Annotated in this window: 21 protein-coding genes and 1 pseudogene; 11 read left to right on the top strand and 11 right to left on the bottom strand. The window is 67.2% G+C overall.

Annotated features, from left to right (window positions below; translation table 11 throughout):
• Position 1: 1 nt before the first annotated feature.
• From ACQ66H_RS16220 to ACQ66H_RS16190, 7 genes are all read right to left on the bottom strand, one after another.
• Entirely contained in the window at positions 2-337 is a 336-nt protein-coding gene (locus ACQ66H_RS16220; RefSeq protein ID WP_430434872.1) for a PepSY domain-containing protein, read from the bottom strand.
• A 44-nt stretch (positions 338-381) separates the two neighbouring features.
• Positions 382-1557, bottom strand: coding sequence for a cardiolipin synthase ClsB (gene clsB, locus ACQ66H_RS16215; protein WP_430434871.1), 1176 nt, complete (start codon positions 1555-1557; stop codon positions 382-384).
• A complete protein-coding gene (locus tag ACQ66H_RS16210; protein ID WP_430434870.1) occupies positions 1554-2306 on the bottom strand; it encodes an endonuclease/exonuclease/phosphatase family protein in 753 nt (250 codons plus the stop codon). Before ACQ66H_RS16210 ends, clsB begins: the two co-directional genes overlap by 4 nt.
• The gene (locus ACQ66H_RS16205) at positions 2303-2788 is read right to left on the bottom strand and encodes a hypothetical protein (RefSeq protein ID WP_304001908.1); all 486 of its coding nucleotides are present in this window, start codon (positions 2786-2788) and stop codon (positions 2303-2305) included. Before ACQ66H_RS16205 ends, ACQ66H_RS16210 begins: the two co-directional genes overlap by 4 nt.
• A 13-nt stretch (positions 2789-2801) precedes the next feature.
• Positions 2802-3908, bottom strand: coding sequence for a quinolinate synthase NadA (nadA, locus tag ACQ66H_RS16200; RefSeq protein WP_430434869.1), 1107 nt, complete (start codon positions 3906-3908; stop codon positions 2802-2804).
• Positions 3909-3928: 20 nt separating this feature from the next.
• Positions 3929-4378 (bottom strand): rhodanese-like domain-containing protein, encoded by a 450-nt coding sequence (locus tag ACQ66H_RS16195; RefSeq protein WP_304001911.1) that lies wholly within the window; start codon positions 4376-4378, stop codon positions 3929-3931.
• Between the two features lie 162 nt (positions 4379-4540).
• On the bottom strand, positions 4541-4693 hold the full coding sequence (locus ACQ66H_RS16190) for a hypothetical protein (protein WP_020165544.1): 153 nt from the start codon (positions 4691-4693) through the stop codon (positions 4541-4543).
• A 38-nt stretch (positions 4694-4731) separates the two neighbouring features.
• On the opposite strand from ACQ66H_RS16190, the gene glnA reads away from it, so the two are divergent.
• The 10 genes from glnA (at position 4732) to ACQ66H_RS16140 (ending at position 13301) form a co-directional block, all read left to right on the top strand.
• Positions 4732-6144 (top strand): type I glutamate--ammonia ligase, encoded by a 1413-nt coding sequence (gene glnA, locus ACQ66H_RS16185; RefSeq protein ID WP_019917181.1) that lies wholly within the window; start codon positions 4732-4734, stop codon positions 6142-6144.
• A gap of 178 nt (positions 6145-6322) precedes the next feature.
• Positions 6323-6802, top strand: a complete 480-nt coding sequence (locus tag ACQ66H_RS16180; protein ID WP_304013757.1) for a DUF4124 domain-containing protein — start codon at positions 6323-6325, stop codon at positions 6800-6802.
• Positions 6803-6859: 57 nt separating this feature from the next.
• Positions 6860-7951 (top strand): nitrogen regulation protein NR(II), encoded by a 1092-nt coding sequence (glnL, locus tag ACQ66H_RS16175; protein WP_430434868.1) that lies wholly within the window; start codon positions 6860-6862, stop codon positions 7949-7951.
• Complete coding sequence (ntrC, locus tag ACQ66H_RS16170; protein WP_019917186.1) at positions 7948-9363, top strand: nitrogen regulation protein NR(I); 1416 nt, start codon at positions 7948-7950, stop codon at positions 9361-9363. The genes glnL and ntrC overlap by 4 nt, the downstream gene beginning before the upstream one ends.
• 46 nt (positions 9364-9409) lie before the next feature.
• Entirely contained in the window at positions 9410-10213 is an 804-nt protein-coding gene (locus tag ACQ66H_RS16165) for a biotin--[acetyl-CoA-carboxylase] ligase (RefSeq protein WP_430434867.1), read from the top strand.
• A gap of 4 nt (positions 10214-10217) precedes the next feature.
• Positions 10218-10931 (top strand): type III pantothenate kinase, encoded by a 714-nt coding sequence (locus ACQ66H_RS16160; RefSeq protein WP_430434866.1) that lies wholly within the window; start codon positions 10218-10220, stop codon positions 10929-10931.
• Positions 10932-10974: 43 nt separating this feature from the next.
• Positions 10975-11664, top strand: a complete 690-nt coding sequence (locus ACQ66H_RS16155; RefSeq protein ID WP_430434865.1) for an SPOR domain-containing protein — start codon at positions 10975-10977, stop codon at positions 11662-11664.
• The gene (coaE, locus tag ACQ66H_RS16150) at positions 11661-12284 is read left to right on the top strand and encodes a dephospho-CoA kinase (RefSeq protein WP_430434864.1); all 624 of its coding nucleotides are present in this window, start codon (positions 11661-11663) and stop codon (positions 12282-12284) included. The genes ACQ66H_RS16155 and coaE overlap by 4 nt, the downstream gene beginning before the upstream one ends.
• Before the next feature lie 61 nt (positions 12285-12345).
• Positions 12346-13101 carry a cell division protein ZapD gene (gene zapD, locus ACQ66H_RS16145; RefSeq protein ID WP_020165536.1) on the top strand — a complete coding sequence of 252 codons (756 nt, stop codon included), beginning with the start codon at positions 12346-12348 and terminating at the stop codon, positions 13099-13101.
• A 29-nt stretch (positions 13102-13130) separates the two neighbouring features.
• Positions 13131-13301, top strand: coding sequence for a DNA gyrase inhibitor YacG (locus ACQ66H_RS16140; RefSeq protein ID WP_430435654.1), 171 nt, complete (start codon positions 13131-13133; stop codon positions 13299-13301).
• A 134-nt stretch (positions 13302-13435) separates the two neighbouring features.
• On the opposite strand, the gene ACQ66H_RS16135 is transcribed toward ACQ66H_RS16140, so the two are convergent.
• A complete protein-coding gene (locus tag ACQ66H_RS16135; RefSeq protein WP_430434863.1) occupies positions 13436-13966 on the bottom strand; it encodes an energy transducer TonB in 531 nt (176 codons plus the stop codon).
• Positions 13967-14049: 83 nt separating this feature from the next.
• Between ACQ66H_RS16135 and ACQ66H_RS16130 the strand changes: the two genes are divergently transcribed.
• Positions 14050-15114 (top strand): ankyrin repeat domain-containing protein, encoded by a 1065-nt coding sequence (locus ACQ66H_RS16130; RefSeq protein WP_430434862.1) that lies wholly within the window; start codon positions 14050-14052, stop codon positions 15112-15114.
• Here ACQ66H_RS16130 and ACQ66H_RS16125 read toward each other — a convergent pair.
• The 3 genes and pseudogenes from ACQ66H_RS16125 to ACQ66H_RS16115 all read right to left on the bottom strand — a co-directional run bounded on the left by ACQ66H_RS16125 (position 15086) and on the right by ACQ66H_RS16115 (position 17790).
• Positions 15086-15391, bottom strand: a complete 306-nt coding sequence (locus tag ACQ66H_RS16125) for a sodium-independent anion transporter (RefSeq protein ID WP_430434861.1) — start codon at positions 15389-15391, stop codon at positions 15086-15088. The two genes, ACQ66H_RS16130 and ACQ66H_RS16125, sit on opposite strands and share 29 nt — an antisense overlap.
• A gap of 274 nt (positions 15392-15665) precedes the next feature.
• Positions 15666-16715: pseudogene (locus tag ACQ66H_RS16120) on the bottom strand (SulP family inorganic anion transporter); the annotation flags it as partial.
• Between the two features lie 205 nt (positions 16716-16920).
• Positions 16921-17790 (bottom strand): MBL fold metallo-hydrolase, encoded by an 870-nt coding sequence (locus ACQ66H_RS16115; protein ID WP_430434860.1) that lies wholly within the window; start codon positions 17788-17790, stop codon positions 16921-16923.
• Positions 17791-17829 lie beyond the last annotated feature (39 nt).

The following is a 17829-nucleotide window of genomic DNA, read 5'->3' as shown; positions in this document are numbered from 1 at the left end:
GTCAGTCGTCCTGCTCCATCTTCAGCAGTGCGCCGGTGCGTGCATCGAGCTTCAGTTCCCACACGCGGCCGGCGTCGTCGAGTATCTCGGCTTCATACACCCAGATGCCCTTCTTCTGTTCGAGTTCGATGTCGATCAGCTTGCCCGGCTTCTCGGCGCGAGCGCGCTCGGCGATCTTCTCCAGCGGCAGGATGTCGCCGCGCTGGCTCAGCGCGCGCGCCTGCGTGTGATCGTCGCCGGCCAGCGTGTCGGGCGCGTGCAGCAGCACGACACCGGCGGCCGACACGACAAGCAGGGCGGGCAGCAAAACGAAAAGTGCGATGCGTTTCAGGTTCATGCCCCCAGTGTAGGGAATGAAGCTGAAATCACGCTGAAAGCGCGCTATTTCTTGCGCAGCATGTGCCGGCTCACCCGTTCGCCGGCCAGACCGATCATCAGCCGCACCATGCCGTAGGCGATCCAGCGCAGCAGCCGTTCGTGCAGCGGGCGGGTCTTCCACTGGCGGTGCCGCAACTCGCGTCCACCGTGGCGGGCGGCGGCGCGCAGGCTCTGGCGCAGTTCGTTGGCGAAGCCGATGTCGTGCACGACGATATTGGCTTCGCGCGCCAGCATCAGGCTGAAGGGGTCGATATTGCTGGAGCCGACGGTGGCCCAGTGCTGGTCGATCACCGCCGCCTTGGCGTGCAGGAAGCTGCGCCGGTATTCGAAGATGCGTATGCCCTGCGACAGCAGCGAGCCGTACAGCGCCTGCGAGGCGTAATGAAGCAGCGCGTACTCGACCCGCCCTTGCAGGATGAGCGTCACCTTGACGCCGCGCGCGGCGGCAGCGATCAAGGCCTGACGGAAGCGACGGCCGGGCAGGAAGTAGGCGTTGGCGATCAGCACCTCCTCGAAGGCGCCGTCTATCGCCTGCAGGTAGGCGTTCTCGATGTCATGGCGGTGCCGCAGGTTGTCGCGCACCAGCAGCGCCGCACGCACCTTCCCGGTGTGACGGTTGGCGTAGCGGCTGGTGCGCGGCAGGCGCGGCCGGAACTGCAGCGTCGCCCAGGCAACGCGCTCCCACAGCTTCTGGCATTCGAGGTGCATGCGCGCCACCAGCGGCCCGCGCACGCGCACCGCGTAGTCGAAGCGTGGCGGCGTATGGCCGGGCGTATGCATGTCGTCGATGATGTTGATGCCGCCGACGAAACCGGTCTGTGCGTTGACCACCACCATCTTGCGGTGCATGCGGCGCAGACGGTTGCGGCGGAAACTCATGCGGCCGACTTCGGGGCGGAACATCAGCACATGTACGCCGGCGGCTTCGAGTGCGCTCTGGTGCGTGTGCTCGAAGTCGCGCGCGCCGAATCCATCGACCAGCACGCGAACGCGTACGCCACGTCGCGCTGCGCGCGCCAGCGCGGCGGCGATGCGGCGGCCGGTGTCGTCGTCGTCGAAGATATAGGTTTCGAGGAAGATTTCGCTGTGCGCGCGGTCGATCGCCTCTTCCAGCGCCGGGAAGTACTGCATGCCGCACACCAGCAGCTGGATGTCGTTGCCGGGCAGCAGACGGGTCATCGCGTTGGCAGGACCAGACGTGCGGTCAGCGCGGCGTGATCCGACACGCGCGACCAGGGCGGCCCGGAGTGCAGCTTCACCTCGCGTACGTTGACGCCGCGCACATAGATGCGGTCCAGCCGCAGCAGCGGAAAGGCGGCGGGAAAGCTGCGCGCGGGGCGGCCGTGTATGACGCTGTGCGCCTCGTGCAGACCGAGTGCGCGCGACCATTGCTCTTCGGCCCGGTTGTACCAGTCGTTGAAGTCGCCGGCGACGATGAGGCCGTCCTCCGCCGGGATGGTGCGGCGGATGTGCTCGGCCAGCATCGCGTACTGCTGGCGTCGCCCGCGCGCGGTCAGGCCGAGGTGTACGCACAGCGCGTGCACACGGTGGGCGTCGTCCGGTTCTATCACGCAGTGCAGCAGGCCGCGCTGCTCGAAACGATGCGCCGACACGTTGACGTTGCCGCTCTGCGAGATCGGGTGTCGCGACAGGATGGCGTTGCCGTGGTGGCCGTGGTCATACACCGCATTGCGGCCGTAGGCGGTGGCCGGCCACATCTGGTCGGCGAGGAATTCGTACTGCGGCTCGGTCGGCCAGTCAGCGTGGCGCTCGGCGTGACCGTGGTGCTGACCCTGCACCTCCTGCAGGAACACCAGATCGGCGCCGAATGCGTGCAGGCGTTCGCGCAGTTCGTGGATCACCATGCGGCGATTGAACTGCGAAAACCCCTTGTGGATGTTCCAGGTGCAGATGCGCAGTTCGGTCATGAGGTGAGCGGGTGGCCGCGCACTTCGTCGGCCAGCTTCAACATGTGGCGGCAGAATGCCGGGTCCTCGCCGCGCAGCAGCATCAGCAGTTCGGCATGGAAGGCGTCGCGCGCCAGCCACTCGCGCATGTAGTCGTCCCACGAGGCCCAGCGCCGCGCCGCCAGCCCGTCGGGTTCGTCGGTCCAGGCGACCAGATAGGCGCGCTCGAACAGCGAAATGAGCATCTGGTGGATGGTCTGCATGCGCCGGCGCTGCTCGTCGCTGAGCTGTTCCGGCGCATGGTTCTCGCGCAGCGGCAGGTCGGGGTTGGCGAGCACGATCTTCAGGAAGTCGATGTAGGCGTCCGACAGCATCTGGTACGCCTCTTCGTCCTCGTTGTCGCGCTCGCGCCGCTGCTGATAGATGAAGGTGATGACGGCAAGCGGCAGGCCCAGTGTCGTCACGACATAGCTGGCAAGTTCCCAGGCCTGCATCCAGTCCATGAAGCGGAAGACCTTATGGCGAAGCAGCCAGCATGCGGTCCATCGCGAGCTTGGCGGGCCCGGCTTCGTGCGCCGGCACGCTGATGCGATTCACGACATTGCCCTCGACCAGATTTTCCAGCGTCCACGCCAGGTGCTGTGGGTCGATGCGCTGCATGGTCGAGCACATGCAGACGGTGGGCGCCATGAACTGCACCGTCTTGCCCTCGTGCTTCACCTCGTCGGCAAGGCGGTTTACCAGATTCAGTTCGGTGCCCACCAGCCACTTGGTGCCGGGTGCGCCCGCCTTCACCGTCTTCAGGATGTATTCGGTCGAGCCGACGAAATCCGATTGACGGCACACCTCGAACGCGCTTTCCGGATGGGAGATGACGATGCCGTCCGGATTCTGGTTGCGCCAGCGCAGGATGTGCGACGGCTGGAACATCTGGTGCACCGAACAGTGACCCTTCCACAGCAGGATCTTCGCCTTCGCCACCTGTTCGGCGGTGAGGCCGCCGTTCTCCAGATCGGGGTCCCACACCAGCATGTCCTCAAGCGGAATGCCCATGTTGTAGCCGGTCCAGCGACCGAGATGCTGGTCGGGGAAGAACAGCACCTTCTCGCGCCGCGCCAGCGACCATTCGAGAATGCTGCCGCAGTTTGACGACGTGCACACGATGCCGCCGTGCTCGCCGCAGAAGGCCTTCAGATCGGCCGCCGAGTTGATGTAGGTGACCGGCGTGAAGGTGTTGTCCGGGTCGTCGCCGAGCAGGCCGCGCAGTTCGCGCCAGCAGCGCTCGACCTTGGCGAGGTTGGCCATGTCGGCCATCGAACAGCCGGCAGCGAGGTCGGGCAGGATGGCGATCTGTTCCGGCTTGGACATGATGTCCGCCACTTCGGCCATGAAATGCACGCCGCAGAACACGATGTATTCGGCATCGGTCTGGCTGGCCAGGCGCGACAGCTTGAGCGAGTCGCCGGTCAGATCGGCGTGGCGATACACGTCCTCGCGCTGGTAGTGGTGACCGAGGATGACCGCGCGCTGGCCCAGCTTTTCGCGCGCGGCGAGGATGCGCGCCTGCGCCTGTTCGTCGGCAAGTGCGTTGAAGCGGTCGAAACTGATGGTGGCGACTTGCATGCGGTGTCCTTGAACTGCGTTCAGCCCTGGTGCCAGGGCAGTCCGGCCTTGCGCCAGCCGCCAACCGTATTGCGGTGGCCATTGGCGTCGGCGTCACCCTCGAAGCCTTCGAGGATGTTGTAGGCGTTGCTGTAACCGGCTTCGGCCGCGGCCGCGGCCGCGCCGTGCGAACGTCCGCCGCTGCGGCACAGGAACATGACCAGCGCCTCCGGATCGACCTGGTGCTTCAGCTGGGTCAGGAAATCCGGGTTGCGCTGACCGTTGGACATATTCCACTCGATCTGCACCGAATCCGGCACCTCGCCGACCCATTGCCATTCGGCCGACGTGCGCACGTCAACGATGCGGGCGCCGGGGGCCAGTTTCAACAGTTCGTGTGCTTCGGTCGGTGTGACCGCGCCGGCATAGGGCAGTTGCAGCTGTTGCGCGCGCTCGCGCGCGAGTCCGAGGATTTGTCCGAGTGTTGCCATGGCGTACGCCCATCTATTGAATGGACGGAAGTATATAGCGCGCCATTCCTGCGGACAGGAAAGCACCGAAGTGGTGCGTTGTGTTTGTTGGCATCCCCATGTTGGTGCGTTGCTGCGCCTGTTTTGTGCATGTCACCGGCCGCAAGCCCGCATGTGGCACAATCACAAGGTTGAAATGATCGCGTGGCACGGGTTCTGCTTCAGGCCGCGCAGCAGGAAAAGTCGCAGCCGGGGCGTACCCTCGATCGGGTCGTTCGCCATGGCTGCGCCGGAGCTGTCGTCGGACACCGGCGACGGCTCGTCGTGACCCTTCAAGCCGACTGTTGCACATACATACCTCGTAGGAGAGATTCATGACCACCGCGAAGCAGGTTCTCGACATCATCAAGGAAAAGGAAGTCAAGTTCGTCGACTTCCGTTTCACCGACACCCGTGGCAAGGAACAGCACGTCGGCGTGCCCATCAGCGCGTTCGGCGAAGACAAGTTCACCGAAGGTCACGCGTTTGATGGTTCGTCGATCGCCGGCTGGAAGGGCATCCAGGCTTCCGACATGCTGCTGATGCCGGATCCGGAAACCGCCTTCATCGACCCGTTCTTCGACGAAACCACGCTGGTCATCAGCTGCGACGTGGTCGAACCGTCGGACGGCAAGGGCTACGACCGTGACCCGCGCTCGATCGCCAAGCGCGCCGAGGCCTACCTGAAGTCCTCCGGCCTGGGCGACACCGCCTACTTCGGTCCGGAACCCGAATTCTTCATCTTCGACAGCGTCGAGTGGAACATCGACATGTCGGGCTGCCGCGTGCAGATCTTCTCGGAAGAGGCCGCCTGGTCGTCCGGCGAGAAGTTCGAGAGCGGCAACACCGGTCACCGTCCGGCAGTGAAGGGCGGCTACTTCCCGGTTCCGCCGGTCGATTCGCACAACGACATCCGTGCCGCCATGGTGCTGGCACTGGAAGCCGTCGGCATCCCGGTCGAAGTGCATCACCACGAAGTGGCGACCGCCGGCCAGAACGAGATCGGCACCAAGTTCAACACCCTGGTCCGCCGCGCCGACTGGACGCAGACGCTGAAGTACATCGTGCACAACGTCGCCCACAGCTACGGCAAGACCGCGACTTTCATGCCCAAGCCCATCGTCGGTGACAATGGCTCCGGCATGCACGTGCACCAGTCGATCTGGAAGGATGGCAAGAACCTGTTCGCGGGCAACGGCTACGCCGGCCTGTCCGAGTTCGCGCTGTACTACATCGGCGGCATCATCAAGCACGCCAAGGCGCTGAACGCGATCACCAACCCGGGTACCAACTCGTACAAGCGTCTGGTTCCGCACTACGAAGCACCGGTCAAGCTGGCCTACTCGGCCCGCAACCGTTCGGCTTCGATCCGCATTCCGCATGTGGCCAGCGACAAGGCCCGTCGCATCGAAACCCGCTTCCCGGATCCGCTGGCCAACCCCTACCTGTGCTTCGCCGCACTGATGATGGCGGGTCTGGACGGCGTGCAGAACAAGATCCACCCGGGCGACCCGGCCGACAAGAACCTGTACGACCTGCCGCCGGAAGAGGACAAGCTCATCCCGACCGTCTGCGCCAGCCTCGACGAAGCACTGGCCGCGCTGGAAGCCGACCATGCCTTCCTGACCAAGGGTGGCGTGTTCTCGGAAGACTTCATCGCTGCCTACATCGAACTGAAGATGGGCGAAGTTAACCGCACCCGCATGACGACCCACCCGGTCGAGTTCGAGATGTACTACAGCCTCTGATCCGGTTTTCCGGAACGCGTGTCGGCGCAAGCCGCACGCGTGGCGTTGAAGGTCGGGACGGCATGTGCGTTCCGGCCCGAGAAAAAGGACGGCAACTTGCCGTCCTTTTTCATTGTCACTGCGCGGGCGGGCGTCCTACACTCGCCCGGCAATGACCCGATCCGTTCTGGTGACCCACATGTTCCGAGGTTTCAACCGCATCCTGATTGCCACCGCGGCCGCGCTTGCGGCGCTGCCGGCATCGGCTGACGTCTATAAGTGCGTCGATGCCGATGGTCACGTCACCTATACCAACGACAAGTCGCGTGCGCGCGGATGCAAGCTGCTGTCCAGCGAAATGCCGGTCAGTTCGGTGCCCGGGCCGGCGGCGACTCAGCCCAAGCCGGCCGCCCCATCGGGCGGATTTCCGAGCGTCAGCGGCGACCAGCAGAAGGCGCGCGACAGCGAACGCCGGCGCATACTCGAAGCCGAGCTCGACACCGAAACGAAGAATCTCGAAGCGGCGCGCAAGGCGCTCACCGAGGGCGAAGCGGTGCGACTGGGCGATGAGCGCAACTACCAGAAGTATCTCGATCGCATCCAGGGGCTCAAGGACAATGTCGCTCTGCACGAACGCAACGTTGACGCGCTGCGCAAGGAGATTTCCAAACTGCCCTGAGCGTCCCGCGCGCTCCGGCGCATCGGCTCTGGCGCGCTTCTTGCGTGATTTGGCGCCATGAGCCTGCCTTCGCCCCGTACCCCCACCCGCGTCTGGCCCGACCGATTCAACGGGCTCGAACTTCTCGCCAGCGCGGTTGCGCTGCTCGACGCTGAACGCAACATCGTCTATCTGAATCCGGCCGCGGAAAACCTGTTCGCAGTCAGTTCGTCAAAGCTGGTCGGCAAGCACTGCGAACGCCTGATCGGCCCCGATCACGGCCTGGACACCGCACTGGACAATGCGTTGGCCAAGGACTGGAGCTATACCGGCCACAACCTCACGGTGCAGCGTCTGCTCGGCGGTCCGCTGCAGCTCGACTGCACGGTGTCGCCGGTGCATGCCGATGCCGCTCGCATCCTGCTCGAGTTCCGTCCGATCGACCAGCAACTGCGCGTTGCGCGCGAGGAACAGCTGCTGCAGCAGCAACAGGCCAACCGCGAGCTGATCCGCAACCTCGCGCATGAAATCAAGAACCCGCTGGGTGGCATCCGCGGTGCCGCACAGCTGCTGGAAGGCGAACTGGAGCGGCCCGACCAGCGCGAGTACACGCAGGTCATCATCAAGGAATCGGACCGCCTGCAGGATCTGATGAACCGGCTGCTGCATTCGCACCGCGCGATGCAGGTCAGTTCGGTCAGCGTGCACGAGGTGCTGGAGCGCGTGCGCCTGTTGATCGGCGCCGAATTCCCGAAGGTAAAGGTGCAGCGCGACTATGACACCAGCCTGCCCGATCTGGTGGCCGACCGCGAACAGCTGATTCAGGTGGTGCTCAACATCGCCCGCAACGCGGCGCAGGCGATGCAGGGCGACGGCGTGATTCGGCTGCGTACGCGCGCCTACCGCCAGGCCACCCTGGTGAAGCGGCGCCACAAGCTGGCACTCGAATTGCAAGTGATCGACAACGGCCCCGGCATCCCGGAGGAGCTGCTCGATCGCATCTTCTATCCGCTGGTGTCCGGCCGCGATGGCGGCACCGGCCTCGGGCTGACGCTGGCGCAGAGCTTCGTGCACCAGCACCACGGCACCATCGAGGTGCAGAGCCGGCCCGGCCATACAGTTTTCACAATACTTCTGCCCTTCAAGCAGGGCACGACGGAGAAACCATGAATCCGGTCTGGATCGTCGATGACGACCGCTCGATACGATGGGTGCTGGAAAAGGCCCTCGCACGCGAGTCCATTCCCTTTGAAGCCTATTCCACCGCGCAGGAGGCGCTCGATGCGCTCGACGCCGGTGGCCAGCCGCAGGTGCTGGTGTCCGACATCCGCATGCCGGGCGAGTCCGGATTGTCTCTGCTGGAGAAGGTGAAGGCGCGTCACCCCAGTCTGCCGGTCATCATCATGACCGCGTATTCGGATCTCGACAGCGCGGTCGCCGCCTTCCAGGGCGGCGCCTTCGAATACCTGCCCAAGCCTTTCGACGTTGACCATGCGATCGAACTCGTCCGGCGTGCAATCGAAGAAAGCATGCACCAGGGTGGGGCGCCGGCGGAAGCCGACATGGCGCCGGAAATCCTCGGCAAGGCGGCGTCGATGCAGGACGTGTTTCGTGCCATCGGCCGGCTCGCCCAGAGTCACGCCACGGTGCTGATCAACGGCGAGTCGGGCACCGGCAAGGAACTGGTGGCGCGTGCGCTGCACCGGCACAGCCCGCGGCGCGAAGCGCCCTTCATCGCGATCAACACCGCCGCCATCCCGCGCGACCTGCTCGAATCCGAACTGTTCGGCCACGAGCGCGGTGCCTTCACCGGTGCCACCGCGACGCGGCGCGGACGCTTCGAGCAGGCCGACGGCGGCACGCTCTTCCTCGACGAAATCGGCGACATGCCGCCGGAACTGCAGACCCGCCTGCTGCGCGTGCTGTCCGACGGCCACTTCTACCGTGTCGGCGGCCACTCGCCGATCAAGTCGAACGTGCGCGTCATTGCGGCGACCCACCAGAACCTCGAAGACCGGGTGAAGCAGGGCCTGTTCCGCGAAGATCTGTTCCACCGGCTCAACGTGATCCGGCTGCGCATTCCGCCGCTGCGCGAGCGACGCGAGGACATCGTGCTGCTGGCCCAGCACTTCATGACGAAGAGCGCGCAGGAACTGGGCGTCGATGCCAAGCGCCTGTCCGAGCCGGCGATGCGCTACCTGCAGGGCCTGGATTTCCCGGGCAACGTGCGCCAGCTGGAAAACCTGTGCCACTGGCTCACCGTGATGGCACCCGGCCAGACGGTGGACGTGAAGGACTTGCCGGCCGAACTGCGCGCTCAGCCGGCGCGTGAAGTGACCGGCGACTGGGTCGCTTCGCTCGCCGCCGAGGTCGATCGCCTGATCGCGCTGAAGCAGCCGGCATTGTTCGACCATCTGGTGCAGGAGTTCGAGCGCACGCTGATCCGCCGCGCGCTGGCCAGCACCGGCGGCCGCCGCATCGAGTCGGCGCAGCTGCTGGGCATCGGGCGCAACACCATCACGCGCAAGATCCAGGAGCTGAACATCGAAGGCGGACGCGACGCCGACGGCGACAGCGAGTGAGTGCGCAGCCGGGCGTCGGCCCGGCTCCGCGGCTACAATCCGCCGCATGACTGCCGACGACGCCTCCACCCTCGCCGAAGCACTGCGCGACCGCGCACCCTCCGTACCCGCCGACTGGCGCGTCAACGTCTGTCCGCGCACCGAAAGCACCAACAGCGACCTGCTGGAGCGCCGCGACGGCGTGCCGTGCGCGCTGTTCGCGCTGGCGCAGACCGGTGGCCGTGGTCGCCGTGGCCGCAGCTGGACGGCCCTGCCCGGCGACAGCCTCACCTTCTCGCTGCGCGTGCGCTTCGACGGTCGCGCCGACCGGCTGTCCGGTCTCAGCCTCGCGGTCGGCGTCGCGCTGGCCGAGGCGCTGACGGCACAGGGTTTCGATGGGCTGGCACTGAAGTGGCCGAACGACCTGATGCGCGCCACCGGGCCGGGCGTCGGCAAGCTGGGTGGCGTGCTGATCGAACTGGCGTTGACGCCGACGCACACCGATGCGGTGATCGGCGTCGGAATCAATCTGGCGCTGCCGCCGTCGGGCCACTACGCGCTGCCGACAGCCGCCCTGTTCGACGGCACGCCGCCGCAGCCGGACTGGCTGCGCATCGCTGCCGCCGCACTCGACGCGCTGGCCGCAGCGCTGCCGGTATTTGCCGCGCAGGGTTTCTCTGCCTTCGTCGAACGCTGGAACCGACTCAATCTGCATGCCGGGTGCGCGGTCGAGGTCGAAGGTGAAATGCGCGCGCTGGGCGGCCTGTGCGTCGGTGCCGACGCCGACGGCGCGCTGCTGCTCGACTGTGGTGACCGCCTTGAGCGCGTGCTGGCGGGCGACGTGTCGCTGCGCGCGCCGGTCCGGAACTGAGTTGATGGTGCTGCTGATCGATGCCGGCAACAGCCGGATCAAATGGGCGTGGCTGCAGGGCGACGCACCGGGTACCGAATCGGGCATCGACGTCGCCGACATCGATGGCGCGCCGCTCGCCTCGGCCTGGCGCAACGCGACGGCCGCGGTCTATACCTGCGTCGCCGGCGACGCGGTCGATGCCGCGCTGCGCGCCGCGCTGCCGCACGGCTGTGTGGCGCATCGCGTGCTGTCGCAGTCGGCGGCCTGCGGCATCACCAATATGTATGCAACCCCGTCGCGCCTCGGCGCCGACCGCTGGGCGGCGCTGATCGGCGCGCGCACGCTGGCGGCCGGTCCGCTCGTGGTGGCGACCGCGGGGACCGCCACCACGGTTGACGTGCTCGACGCCGACAACCGCTTTCTCGGTGGTTACATCCTGCCTGGCCTGCACCTGATGCTCGAATCGCTGGCGCGCAACACGGCCGGTCTGCCGCACGCGCAGGGTGCGCCGGTCGAGTGGCCGCGCAATACCGACGATGCCATCCACAACGGCTGCGCCGGCGCGCAGGCGGCGTTGATCGAGCGCGTGCAGGCGCGGCTTGGCGCCGATGCCACCATCCTGCTGTCGGGCGGTGGTGCCGAGGCGCTGTCGCCCTACCTGGTCTGTGCACACCGCCGCGTTGACAATCTGGTGCTGCGCGGGCTGGCCCGCGTCGCGGCGGATGTGATGAAATGACGGATCACTGCTTCGCGCTGCGTCCGTCATTGCGCTGATACCGATGCGTCTCGCCTTCCTCCTCCTGCTGTTGATCAATATCGCGCTGTGGCCCTTTGCGTCCGGCATGCTGGCGCTGGGCAGCGACGGCGCCGAGCCCTTGCGCCTGACCAGCCAGATCGATCCCGAGCGCATCCGCGTCCTGCCGGTTGACGGTGGCGCAGCGGCGCCGGTGGTGGCCATTGCGCCGGTCGTCGCGAGCGAACCGGCGGCCACGGACGCCGAAGCGACGCCTTCCGCCGTCTGTCGCGTGCTGACCGGATTCACCCGCGAACAGGCCGACCAGTTCGTCGTCCGGGCGCGCGAGGCCTATCCGGCTGTGCAACTCGCCGAGAGCGAGCAGCCGGGCAGCCCGTCGTGGTGGGTGCATATCCCCGATCTCGCGACGCGCCAGTTGGCCGATCGCAAGCAGGCCGAACTGCGCGCGCTGGGCGTGCGCGAGATGGCGTTGATGCCGGATGCCGACGGTCAGAAATTCGCCATTTCGCTCGGTCTGTTCAAGACCGAAACGGCGGCGAAGGAGCTGATGTCCGGCCTGAACGGGCTGGGGGTGCGCAGCGCGCGCATCTCGATGCGCGAGGGCAAGGCCGGACGCCTGCGCCTGGAGCTGCGCGGCGGCGACGCCGAACTGACGGCATTGCTGGCCGAGCCGCTGGCGACCGTCAACGGTGTCGAGGCGGCGGACTGCCCATGACTTTCGTGGTCGGTCTGACCGGTGGCATCGGCAGTGGCAAGTTGACGGTGGCCGATCTGTTCGTCGCGCACGGCGCCGGACTGGTCGATACCGATGCCATCGCGCATGCGTTGACCGCACCGGGCGGTGCCGCGATCGAGCCGCTGCGCGCAACCTTCGGCGACGACTTCATCGCTGCCGATGGCGCGCTCGACCGCGCCCGCATGCGTGCCCACGTATTCGCCGATCCCTCCGCCCGCAGTCGGCTCGAAGCGCTGCTGCATCCGCTGATCCGCGCCGAATCCCGCCGCCGGGTCGAGGCCAGCGATGCACCTTATGTCGTGCTGGCCGTACCGCTGCTGGTCGAGGCCGGCAACTGGCGCGAGCGCTGCGACCGCGTCCTGGTTGTCGATTGCCCGGTCGAGCAGCAGCGCGTGCGCGCGATGGCGCGCAGCGGCCTGACGGCCGAGGAGGCGGACCGCATCATCGCCGCCCAGGCGACGCGGGCGCAGCGGCTGGCGGCGGCCGACGACGTGATCGACAACAGCGGTCCGGCGGCAACGCTGCCGGCCCGGGTGGACGCGCTGCATCGTCGCTATCTGGCACTGGCTGCAGCAGAAAAGCCCGCCGGAGCGTTGTGACTGTGCGGCTTTTCGGTCAGAATCATCAGAATTTGCTTGAACTTGTGCCGGACAAGCCCCTGTGATCACTTACGAATATCCTCTGAACGAGCGCATACGCACGCTGTTGCGCCTGGAGGATCTGTTCGAGCGCACGCAGCATTTCATGCGCAGCGACGGGGCGCACGAACACCATGTCGCACTGGTGAGCCTGTTCGAAATTCTCGAAGTCGCTTCACGGGCCGATCTCAAGGTCGATCTGGTGCAGGAGCTTGAGCGCCAGCGCCAGACGCTGATGTCCTTCCGCAACAACCCCGACATTTCCGAAGAGGCGCTGTCCGGCGCGCTGTACGAGATCGAACAGGCCAGTGCCGCGCTGCTCGCGATGGCCGGCAAGATCGGTCAGTACCTGCGCGAGAACGAGTGGCTGATGAGCATCAAGAGCCGCGCCGCGATTCCGGGCGGGCTGTGCGAATTCGATCTGCCGTCCTACCACTACTGGCGGCATCGCGAGGCGTCGGCGCGGCAGGCCGATCTGGCCAGCTGGCTGAACCCGATGCTGCCCATCCGTGACGGTCTCACCATCGTGCTGCGCCTGCTGCGCGCCAGCGGGCGGCCGGAGCGGCAGATCGCCGGCAACGGCGCGTTCCAGATGATGATGGGGGGCAAGTCGGCGCAGATGCTGCGCCTGCGCGTGCCGCTGAACGAGCCCTTCACACCCGAGATCAGCGCCAACAAGTACGCGCTGAACATCCGTTTCATCGCGCATGGCGGCCACGCCCGTCCGCGCGTCACCGACACCGACGTCGGCTTCGAACTGACCTTCTGCAATCTGTGAGCACGTCCGCAACACCCCCCGCCGGCCGCATGGTGGTCTGCCCGCGCTGTGGCGAACCCGCGTTGTACGCGCCCTCCAACCCGGCGCGACCCTTCTGCAGCATGCGCTGCAAGCAGATCGACCTCGGTGCCTGGGCGAACGAGGAATACCGCGTCCCCGACACCACGCCTGAACTGCCACCCGACGACGACCCGGCCTGAGCCCGGGCGGGGCTTCTGTGGGAGGGGTCTTCTGACCCCGACAGCAGCCTCTATCGAAGTCGCCGGACCGCTGTGGCCGCGACACGGCCAAGGCCGCTCCTGAGGCAACACGGTCGATCCGCCGTCGCGGCGGACTACTCCAGCCTGAACACGACCGGCAGCAGCAGTTCGCGCGCACCGCCGGCGTCGATGCGGCCGATCTGGCGGGCGGCGTCGAGGGCGGCGCGGTCGAGCAGCGGGTGACCGCTGCCGGCCAGCACGGCGGCGTCGATCACGCGGCCGGAGTCGTCGAGCACCAGACGCAGTCTCACTTCGCCTTCGAGCCCGCGGTCTATCGCTTCCGGCGGATAGAACACGTGCTTGTTCAACTGCCGTTGCGCGCGTTCGCGCGCCCGGGCGTTGGCGACCGGAGCCGCGCGTGGCGCGGCCACGACGGCCGGCGCCGGTGGCGCCTCGTCGGCGCGCTCGCTGCGCGTGTCCTTCAGCAGCGGCGTGACCGCCGGCGGCTCCGGCTGCGTTTCGGCCGGACGCGGCGCGAGCAGACGGGCCTGCAGTCGCTCGACCGTCGGCGCCGCCGGCGCGTCGGACGCGCGGGGCCAGAGCAGCAGAGCGGCGTGCAGCAGTGCGGACAGTGCAAGTGCGAAAGGAAGTTTCAGGCGGGACAAACCGTCAGGCGGGGTCGGTAAACTCCTTCCCATTTTGCCGCAGCCGCGCCGGCGCGACTGCGGCCCTCACAAGGACTCACGATTTGAAAGCGGCCGCACGCGCGCTGATCACCGTCAGCGCAGCCTTCCTCATGGCATCGGCTCAGGCCGAACTGCCCGATCCTTCACGCTTCGGACGGGCGATGGAAATGGGCGACATCCGTTCCGCGTCCCGCTGGCTGGACGAGGGGCTGCCGCCCGATTTCGAGGCCGACGTCACCGGCAGCGGGCTGATGATCGCGGCGGCCGAGGGCAATATCCGGCTGATGGAGCTGTTCGTCGAGCGCGGCGCCAATATCGACTACGTCAGCCGAATCGGCGAACAGGCGATCGCGCTGGCGGCATGGAAAGGTCATCAGAAGGCGGTCGAGTGGCTGATCGAGCGCGGTGCGTCGCTCAATCCGCCGGACAAGACCTGGAGCGCGCTGCATTACGCCGCCTTCGCCGGCAAGACGCGCATCGTCGATCTGCTGCTGCGCAATGGCGCGAAGCTCGACGCGCGTGCGCCGAATCTGGCGACGCCGCTGATGATGGCGGTGCGCGAGGGCAACGAGGGCATCGTGAAGGCGCTGGTTGACGCCGGCGCCAGCACCACCGCGGTTTCCGACCGCGGCGAGAACGCGCTGGCCTGGGCGCTGCGCTACAACCGGCTGAAGATCGCGACGCTGGTGGCACCGCCGGAGAACGTGGCCGAGGCGGTCAGCGCACCGCCGGTGGCCGCACCTACGCCGCCGCCGCAGGCATCGATCCCGGCGCCACCCGAAGTGAGCGAACTGCTGAACAAGCTGCGTCAGGCCGAGGCCCAGGGCAAGCCGACCGAAGCCTTGCGCCGCCAGTTCATGGCGGCGGTCGAGCGGCATCGCAAGGCGTCGGCGAAACAGACGGTGAAGGCGCCGCCGTCCGCGCTGGTCATTTCGGCGAAGCGCGGCAAGGCCGGTGCCGAGCGCGCCGAACTGGTCGCCGGCGCGGCGACGCCGGCGGTGCAGACCCTGGCCGAGGACGCCGGCGCGGTCGACATCCTGCGCGCCATCCAGGCGGCGCAGGCGAAAGGGCAGCCGACCGAAGAACTGCGCCGCCGCTTCAGGGCCGAGGTGGACAAGCTCCGGTAGTCAGCGCAGTGACCGCCGCGTGATGCGACAGGAACACCCGGCCGCCCAGATGGGGCAGCAGGTCAGTGCGTTCCAGCTTGTCCATCACCGGACCCTTCACTTCCGACAGGTGCAGCAGCACCCCCATGTCCTTCAGGCGGTGCACCACGCTCTCCAGCATTTCGAGCGCGCTGGCGTCGATGTCGTTGACCGCCGAACACATCAGCACCACGTTGCGCACTGACGGTTGCGCGGCCACCAGCGCCAGGATGCGGTCCTCCACCTGGCGTGCGTTCATGAAGTTCAGACCTTCGTTCAACGCGCAGGCCGATCAGCGACGGATCGGTATCGACCGCGTGGCGCTCGACGTTGCGGTAGTGCTCGGTACCGGGCACCCGGCCGACCACCGCCATGTGCGGGCGGCTGGCGTGCCACAGGTGATTCAGCAGTGTCAGCACGACGCCGGCGCTGACGCCGGCTTCCACGCCGAACAGCAGGGTGACGACCAGCGTCGTGGCGGCCGCAAGGAAGTCGGGCGGCGAGCTGCGCCAGGTGCGACGCAGCGTGTCGGTATCGACCAGCGTCAGGATGGCCACGACGATGGTGGCGGCCAGCGTCGCCTGCGGCAGGTAGTGCAGCGCCGGCGTCAGCGTCAGCGACGCCAGCGCGATGCCGACCGCGGTGAACGCGCCGGCTGCCGGCGTGGCTGCGCCGGCATCGAAATTGACCACCGAACGCGACAGCCCGCCGGTTACCGGATAGCCGCCGGTTGCCGCCGCCGCCAGATTGGCCGCGCCGAGGCCGATCAGCTCCTGGTCCGGCTCGATGCGCAGCCGGCGCTTGGCGGCGAAGGTCTGTGCCACCGACACCGATTCGACGAAACCGATGACGCTGATCAGCAGCGCCGGCAGTGCCAGCTGCGACAGCAGCGCCGGATCGAGTGAGGGCATGGTCAGCGGTGGCAGCCCGGCCGGAATGTCGCCCACCTTGCGCACGCCCGCCTTGTCCAGTTGCAGCGCCCACATCAGCAGCGTGCTGCCGAGCACGGCCAGCACGGGCCCGGCCTTGGCACAGGTATCGGCGGTGCGCGCTCCGGCGCCGAGCCGCACGAGCAGCGGCTTGAGGCGCGTCCGTGTCCAGTAGAGGAAGACCAGCACGCCGGCGCCGAGCGCCGCGGTCGGCAGATGAGTGGCGGGCAGCCCGGCGAGCAGCGTCGGCAGCAGTTCCGGCAGCGTGTCGCCGTCGGCGCGGATGCCCAGCAGGTGCTTGAGCTGGCTCAGCGTAATCAGCAACGCGGACGCGGTGAGAAAGCCCGATACCACCGGGTGGCTCAGGAAGCTGGCGAGAAAGCCCAGCCGCAGCACACCCATCGCGATGAGCATGACGCCGGACAGCGCGGCCAGCGTCAGCGCCGCCTGCAGCCGCGCCGCCTCGTCGGCGATGCCCAGTCCGCCGACTGCCGCCGCCGTCATCAGCGACACCACCGCGACCGGGCCGACCGACAGCGCGTGACTGCTGCCGAACAGCGCGTAGGCGAACAGCGGTGCGATGCTCGCGTACAGACCGATGTGCGGCGGCAGGCCGGCGAGCTGGGCGTAGGCCAGGCTCTGCGGGATCAGCATCAGCGTCACGATGAGCGAAGCCAGCAGGTCGGCGCCGAAGGCCGGGCGGTCGTAGCGCGGTGCCCAGTCGAGCACCGGCAGCCAGCGCGCCAGACCGCGCACGCGGCGGGCCGGTGCGTGCGTGGCCTTCCGTGCAGCCTGGCCGTCGGGGTGCGAAGTTCCGCTGTTCACGGCGTCGATTGTGCCGCGCCCGCTGGCCTTCGCGTCAGAGTGCATCGAGCGGAATCTTCAGATAACGCGTGCCATTGTCCTCGGGCGGCGGCAGATGGCCGGCGCGCATATTCACCTGCACCGACGGCAGGATGAGCACCGGCATGTCCAGCGTCGCGTCGCGCGCGGTGCGCATGGCGACGAAGTCGTCCTCCGATATGCCGTCATGGACGTGGATGTTGTGTGCGCGTTCGGCGGCCACCGTCGTTTCCCAGCGCGGCGCGCGGCCGTCCGGCATGTAGTCGTGACACATGAACAGCCGGGTTTCCGGCGGCAGCGCCAGCAGCGTGCGGATGGAGCGATACAGCGTGCGCGCATCCCCGCCCGGGAAGTCGCAGCGTGCGGTGCCGTAGTCCGGCATGAACAGCGTGTCGCCGACGAAGGCGGCGTCCTCGATCAGGTAGGACATGCAGGCCGGCGTGTGCCCCGGCGTATGCAGTGCGCGCGCCTGCAGGCTGCCTATCTTGAAGGTTTCGCCATCGCGGAACAGATGGTCGAACTGGCTGCCGTCGCGTTCGAATTCGGTGCCGGCGTTGAACAGCTTGCCGAACACCCGCTGCACGGTGACGATTTGTTCGCCGATGCCCAGCCGGCCGCCCAGCTGCTGCTTGATCCACGGTGCGGCCGACAGGTGGTCGGCATGGACGTGGGTTTCCAGTATCCATTCCAGCCGCGCGCCCAGTTCGCGTACGCGGGCGATGATGCGATCGGCCGAAGCGGTCGAGGTGCGCCCCGACTTGGGGTCGTAGTCGAGCACGCTGTTGACCACGGCGCAGGCCAGGGTGGCACGGTCGAACACGATGTAGCTCACCGTGTTGGTTGCTTCGTCGAAGAAGCTTTCGATCTGCAGGCTGTCTCGGGTCATGGGTCGGTTCTTCCTCCTGTGCGGCCGGAATGCCGTCCG

It is taken from the genome of Methyloversatilis sp., assembly GCF_965284615.1.
Lineage (GTDB): Bacteria > Pseudomonadota > Gammaproteobacteria > Burkholderiales > Rhodocyclaceae > Methyloversatilis.
Note: the sequence above shows the minus strand (reverse complement) of the source record. Positions and strands in the feature narration are given on the sequence as shown.

What these genes read in the sequence shown, in the direction of transcription:
- ACQ66H_RS16220 (WP_430434872.1), bottom strand. Translation starts at nt 337, where the DNA reads ATGAACCTGAAACGCATCGCACTTTTCGTTTTGCTGCCCGCCCTGCTT.
- clsB (WP_430434871.1), bottom strand. Translation starts at nt 1,557, where the DNA reads ATGACCCGTCTGCTGCCCGGCAACGACATCCAGCTGCTGGTGTGCGGC.
- ACQ66H_RS16210 (WP_430434870.1), bottom strand. Translation starts at nt 2,306, where the DNA reads ATGACCGAACTGCGCATCTGCACCTGGAACATCCACAAGGGGTTTTCG.
- ACQ66H_RS16205 (WP_304001908.1), bottom strand. Translation starts at nt 2,788, where the DNA reads ATGGACTGGATGCAGGCCTGGGAACTTGCCAGCTATGTCGTGACGACA.
- nadA (WP_430434869.1), bottom strand. Translation starts at nt 3,908, where the DNA reads ATGCAAGTCGCCACCATCAGTTTCGACCGCTTCAACGCACTTGCCGAC.
- ACQ66H_RS16195 (WP_304001911.1), bottom strand. Translation starts at nt 4,378, where the DNA reads ATGGCAACACTCGGACAAATCCTCGGACTCGCGCGCGAGCGCGCGCAA.
- glnA (WP_019917181.1), top strand. Translation starts at nt 4,732, where the DNA reads ATGACCACCGCGAAGCAGGTTCTCGACATCATCAAGGAAAAGGAAGTC.
- ACQ66H_RS16180 (WP_304013757.1), top strand. Translation starts at nt 6,323, where the DNA reads ATGTTCCGAGGTTTCAACCGCATCCTGATTGCCACCGCGGCCGCGCTT.
- glnL (WP_430434868.1), top strand. Translation starts at nt 6,860, where the DNA reads ATGAGCCTGCCTTCGCCCCGTACCCCCACCCGCGTCTGGCCCGACCGA.
- ntrC (WP_019917186.1), top strand. Translation starts at nt 7,948, where the DNA reads ATGAATCCGGTCTGGATCGTCGATGACGACCGCTCGATACGATGGGTG.
- ACQ66H_RS16165 (WP_430434867.1), top strand. Translation starts at nt 9,410, where the DNA reads ATGACTGCCGACGACGCCTCCACCCTCGCCGAAGCACTGCGCGACCGC.
- ACQ66H_RS16160 (WP_430434866.1), top strand. Translation starts at nt 10,218, where the DNA reads ATGGTGCTGCTGATCGATGCCGGCAACAGCCGGATCAAATGGGCGTGG.
- ACQ66H_RS16155 (WP_430434865.1), top strand. Translation starts at nt 10,975, where the DNA reads ATGCGTCTCGCCTTCCTCCTCCTGCTGTTGATCAATATCGCGCTGTGG.
- coaE (WP_430434864.1), top strand. Translation starts at nt 11,661, where the DNA reads ATGACTTTCGTGGTCGGTCTGACCGGTGGCATCGGCAGTGGCAAGTTG.
- ACQ66H_RS16140 (WP_430435654.1), top strand. Translation starts at nt 13,131, where the DNA reads ATGGTGGTCTGCCCGCGCTGTGGCGAACCCGCGTTGTACGCGCCCTCC.
- ACQ66H_RS16125 (WP_430434861.1), bottom strand. Translation starts at nt 15,391, where the DNA reads ATGAACGCACGCCAGGTGGAGGACCGCATCCTGGCGCTGGTGGCCGCG.
- ACQ66H_RS16115 (WP_430434860.1), bottom strand. Translation starts at nt 17,790, where the DNA reads ATGACCCGAGACAGCCTGCAGATCGAAAGCTTCTTCGACGAAGCAACC.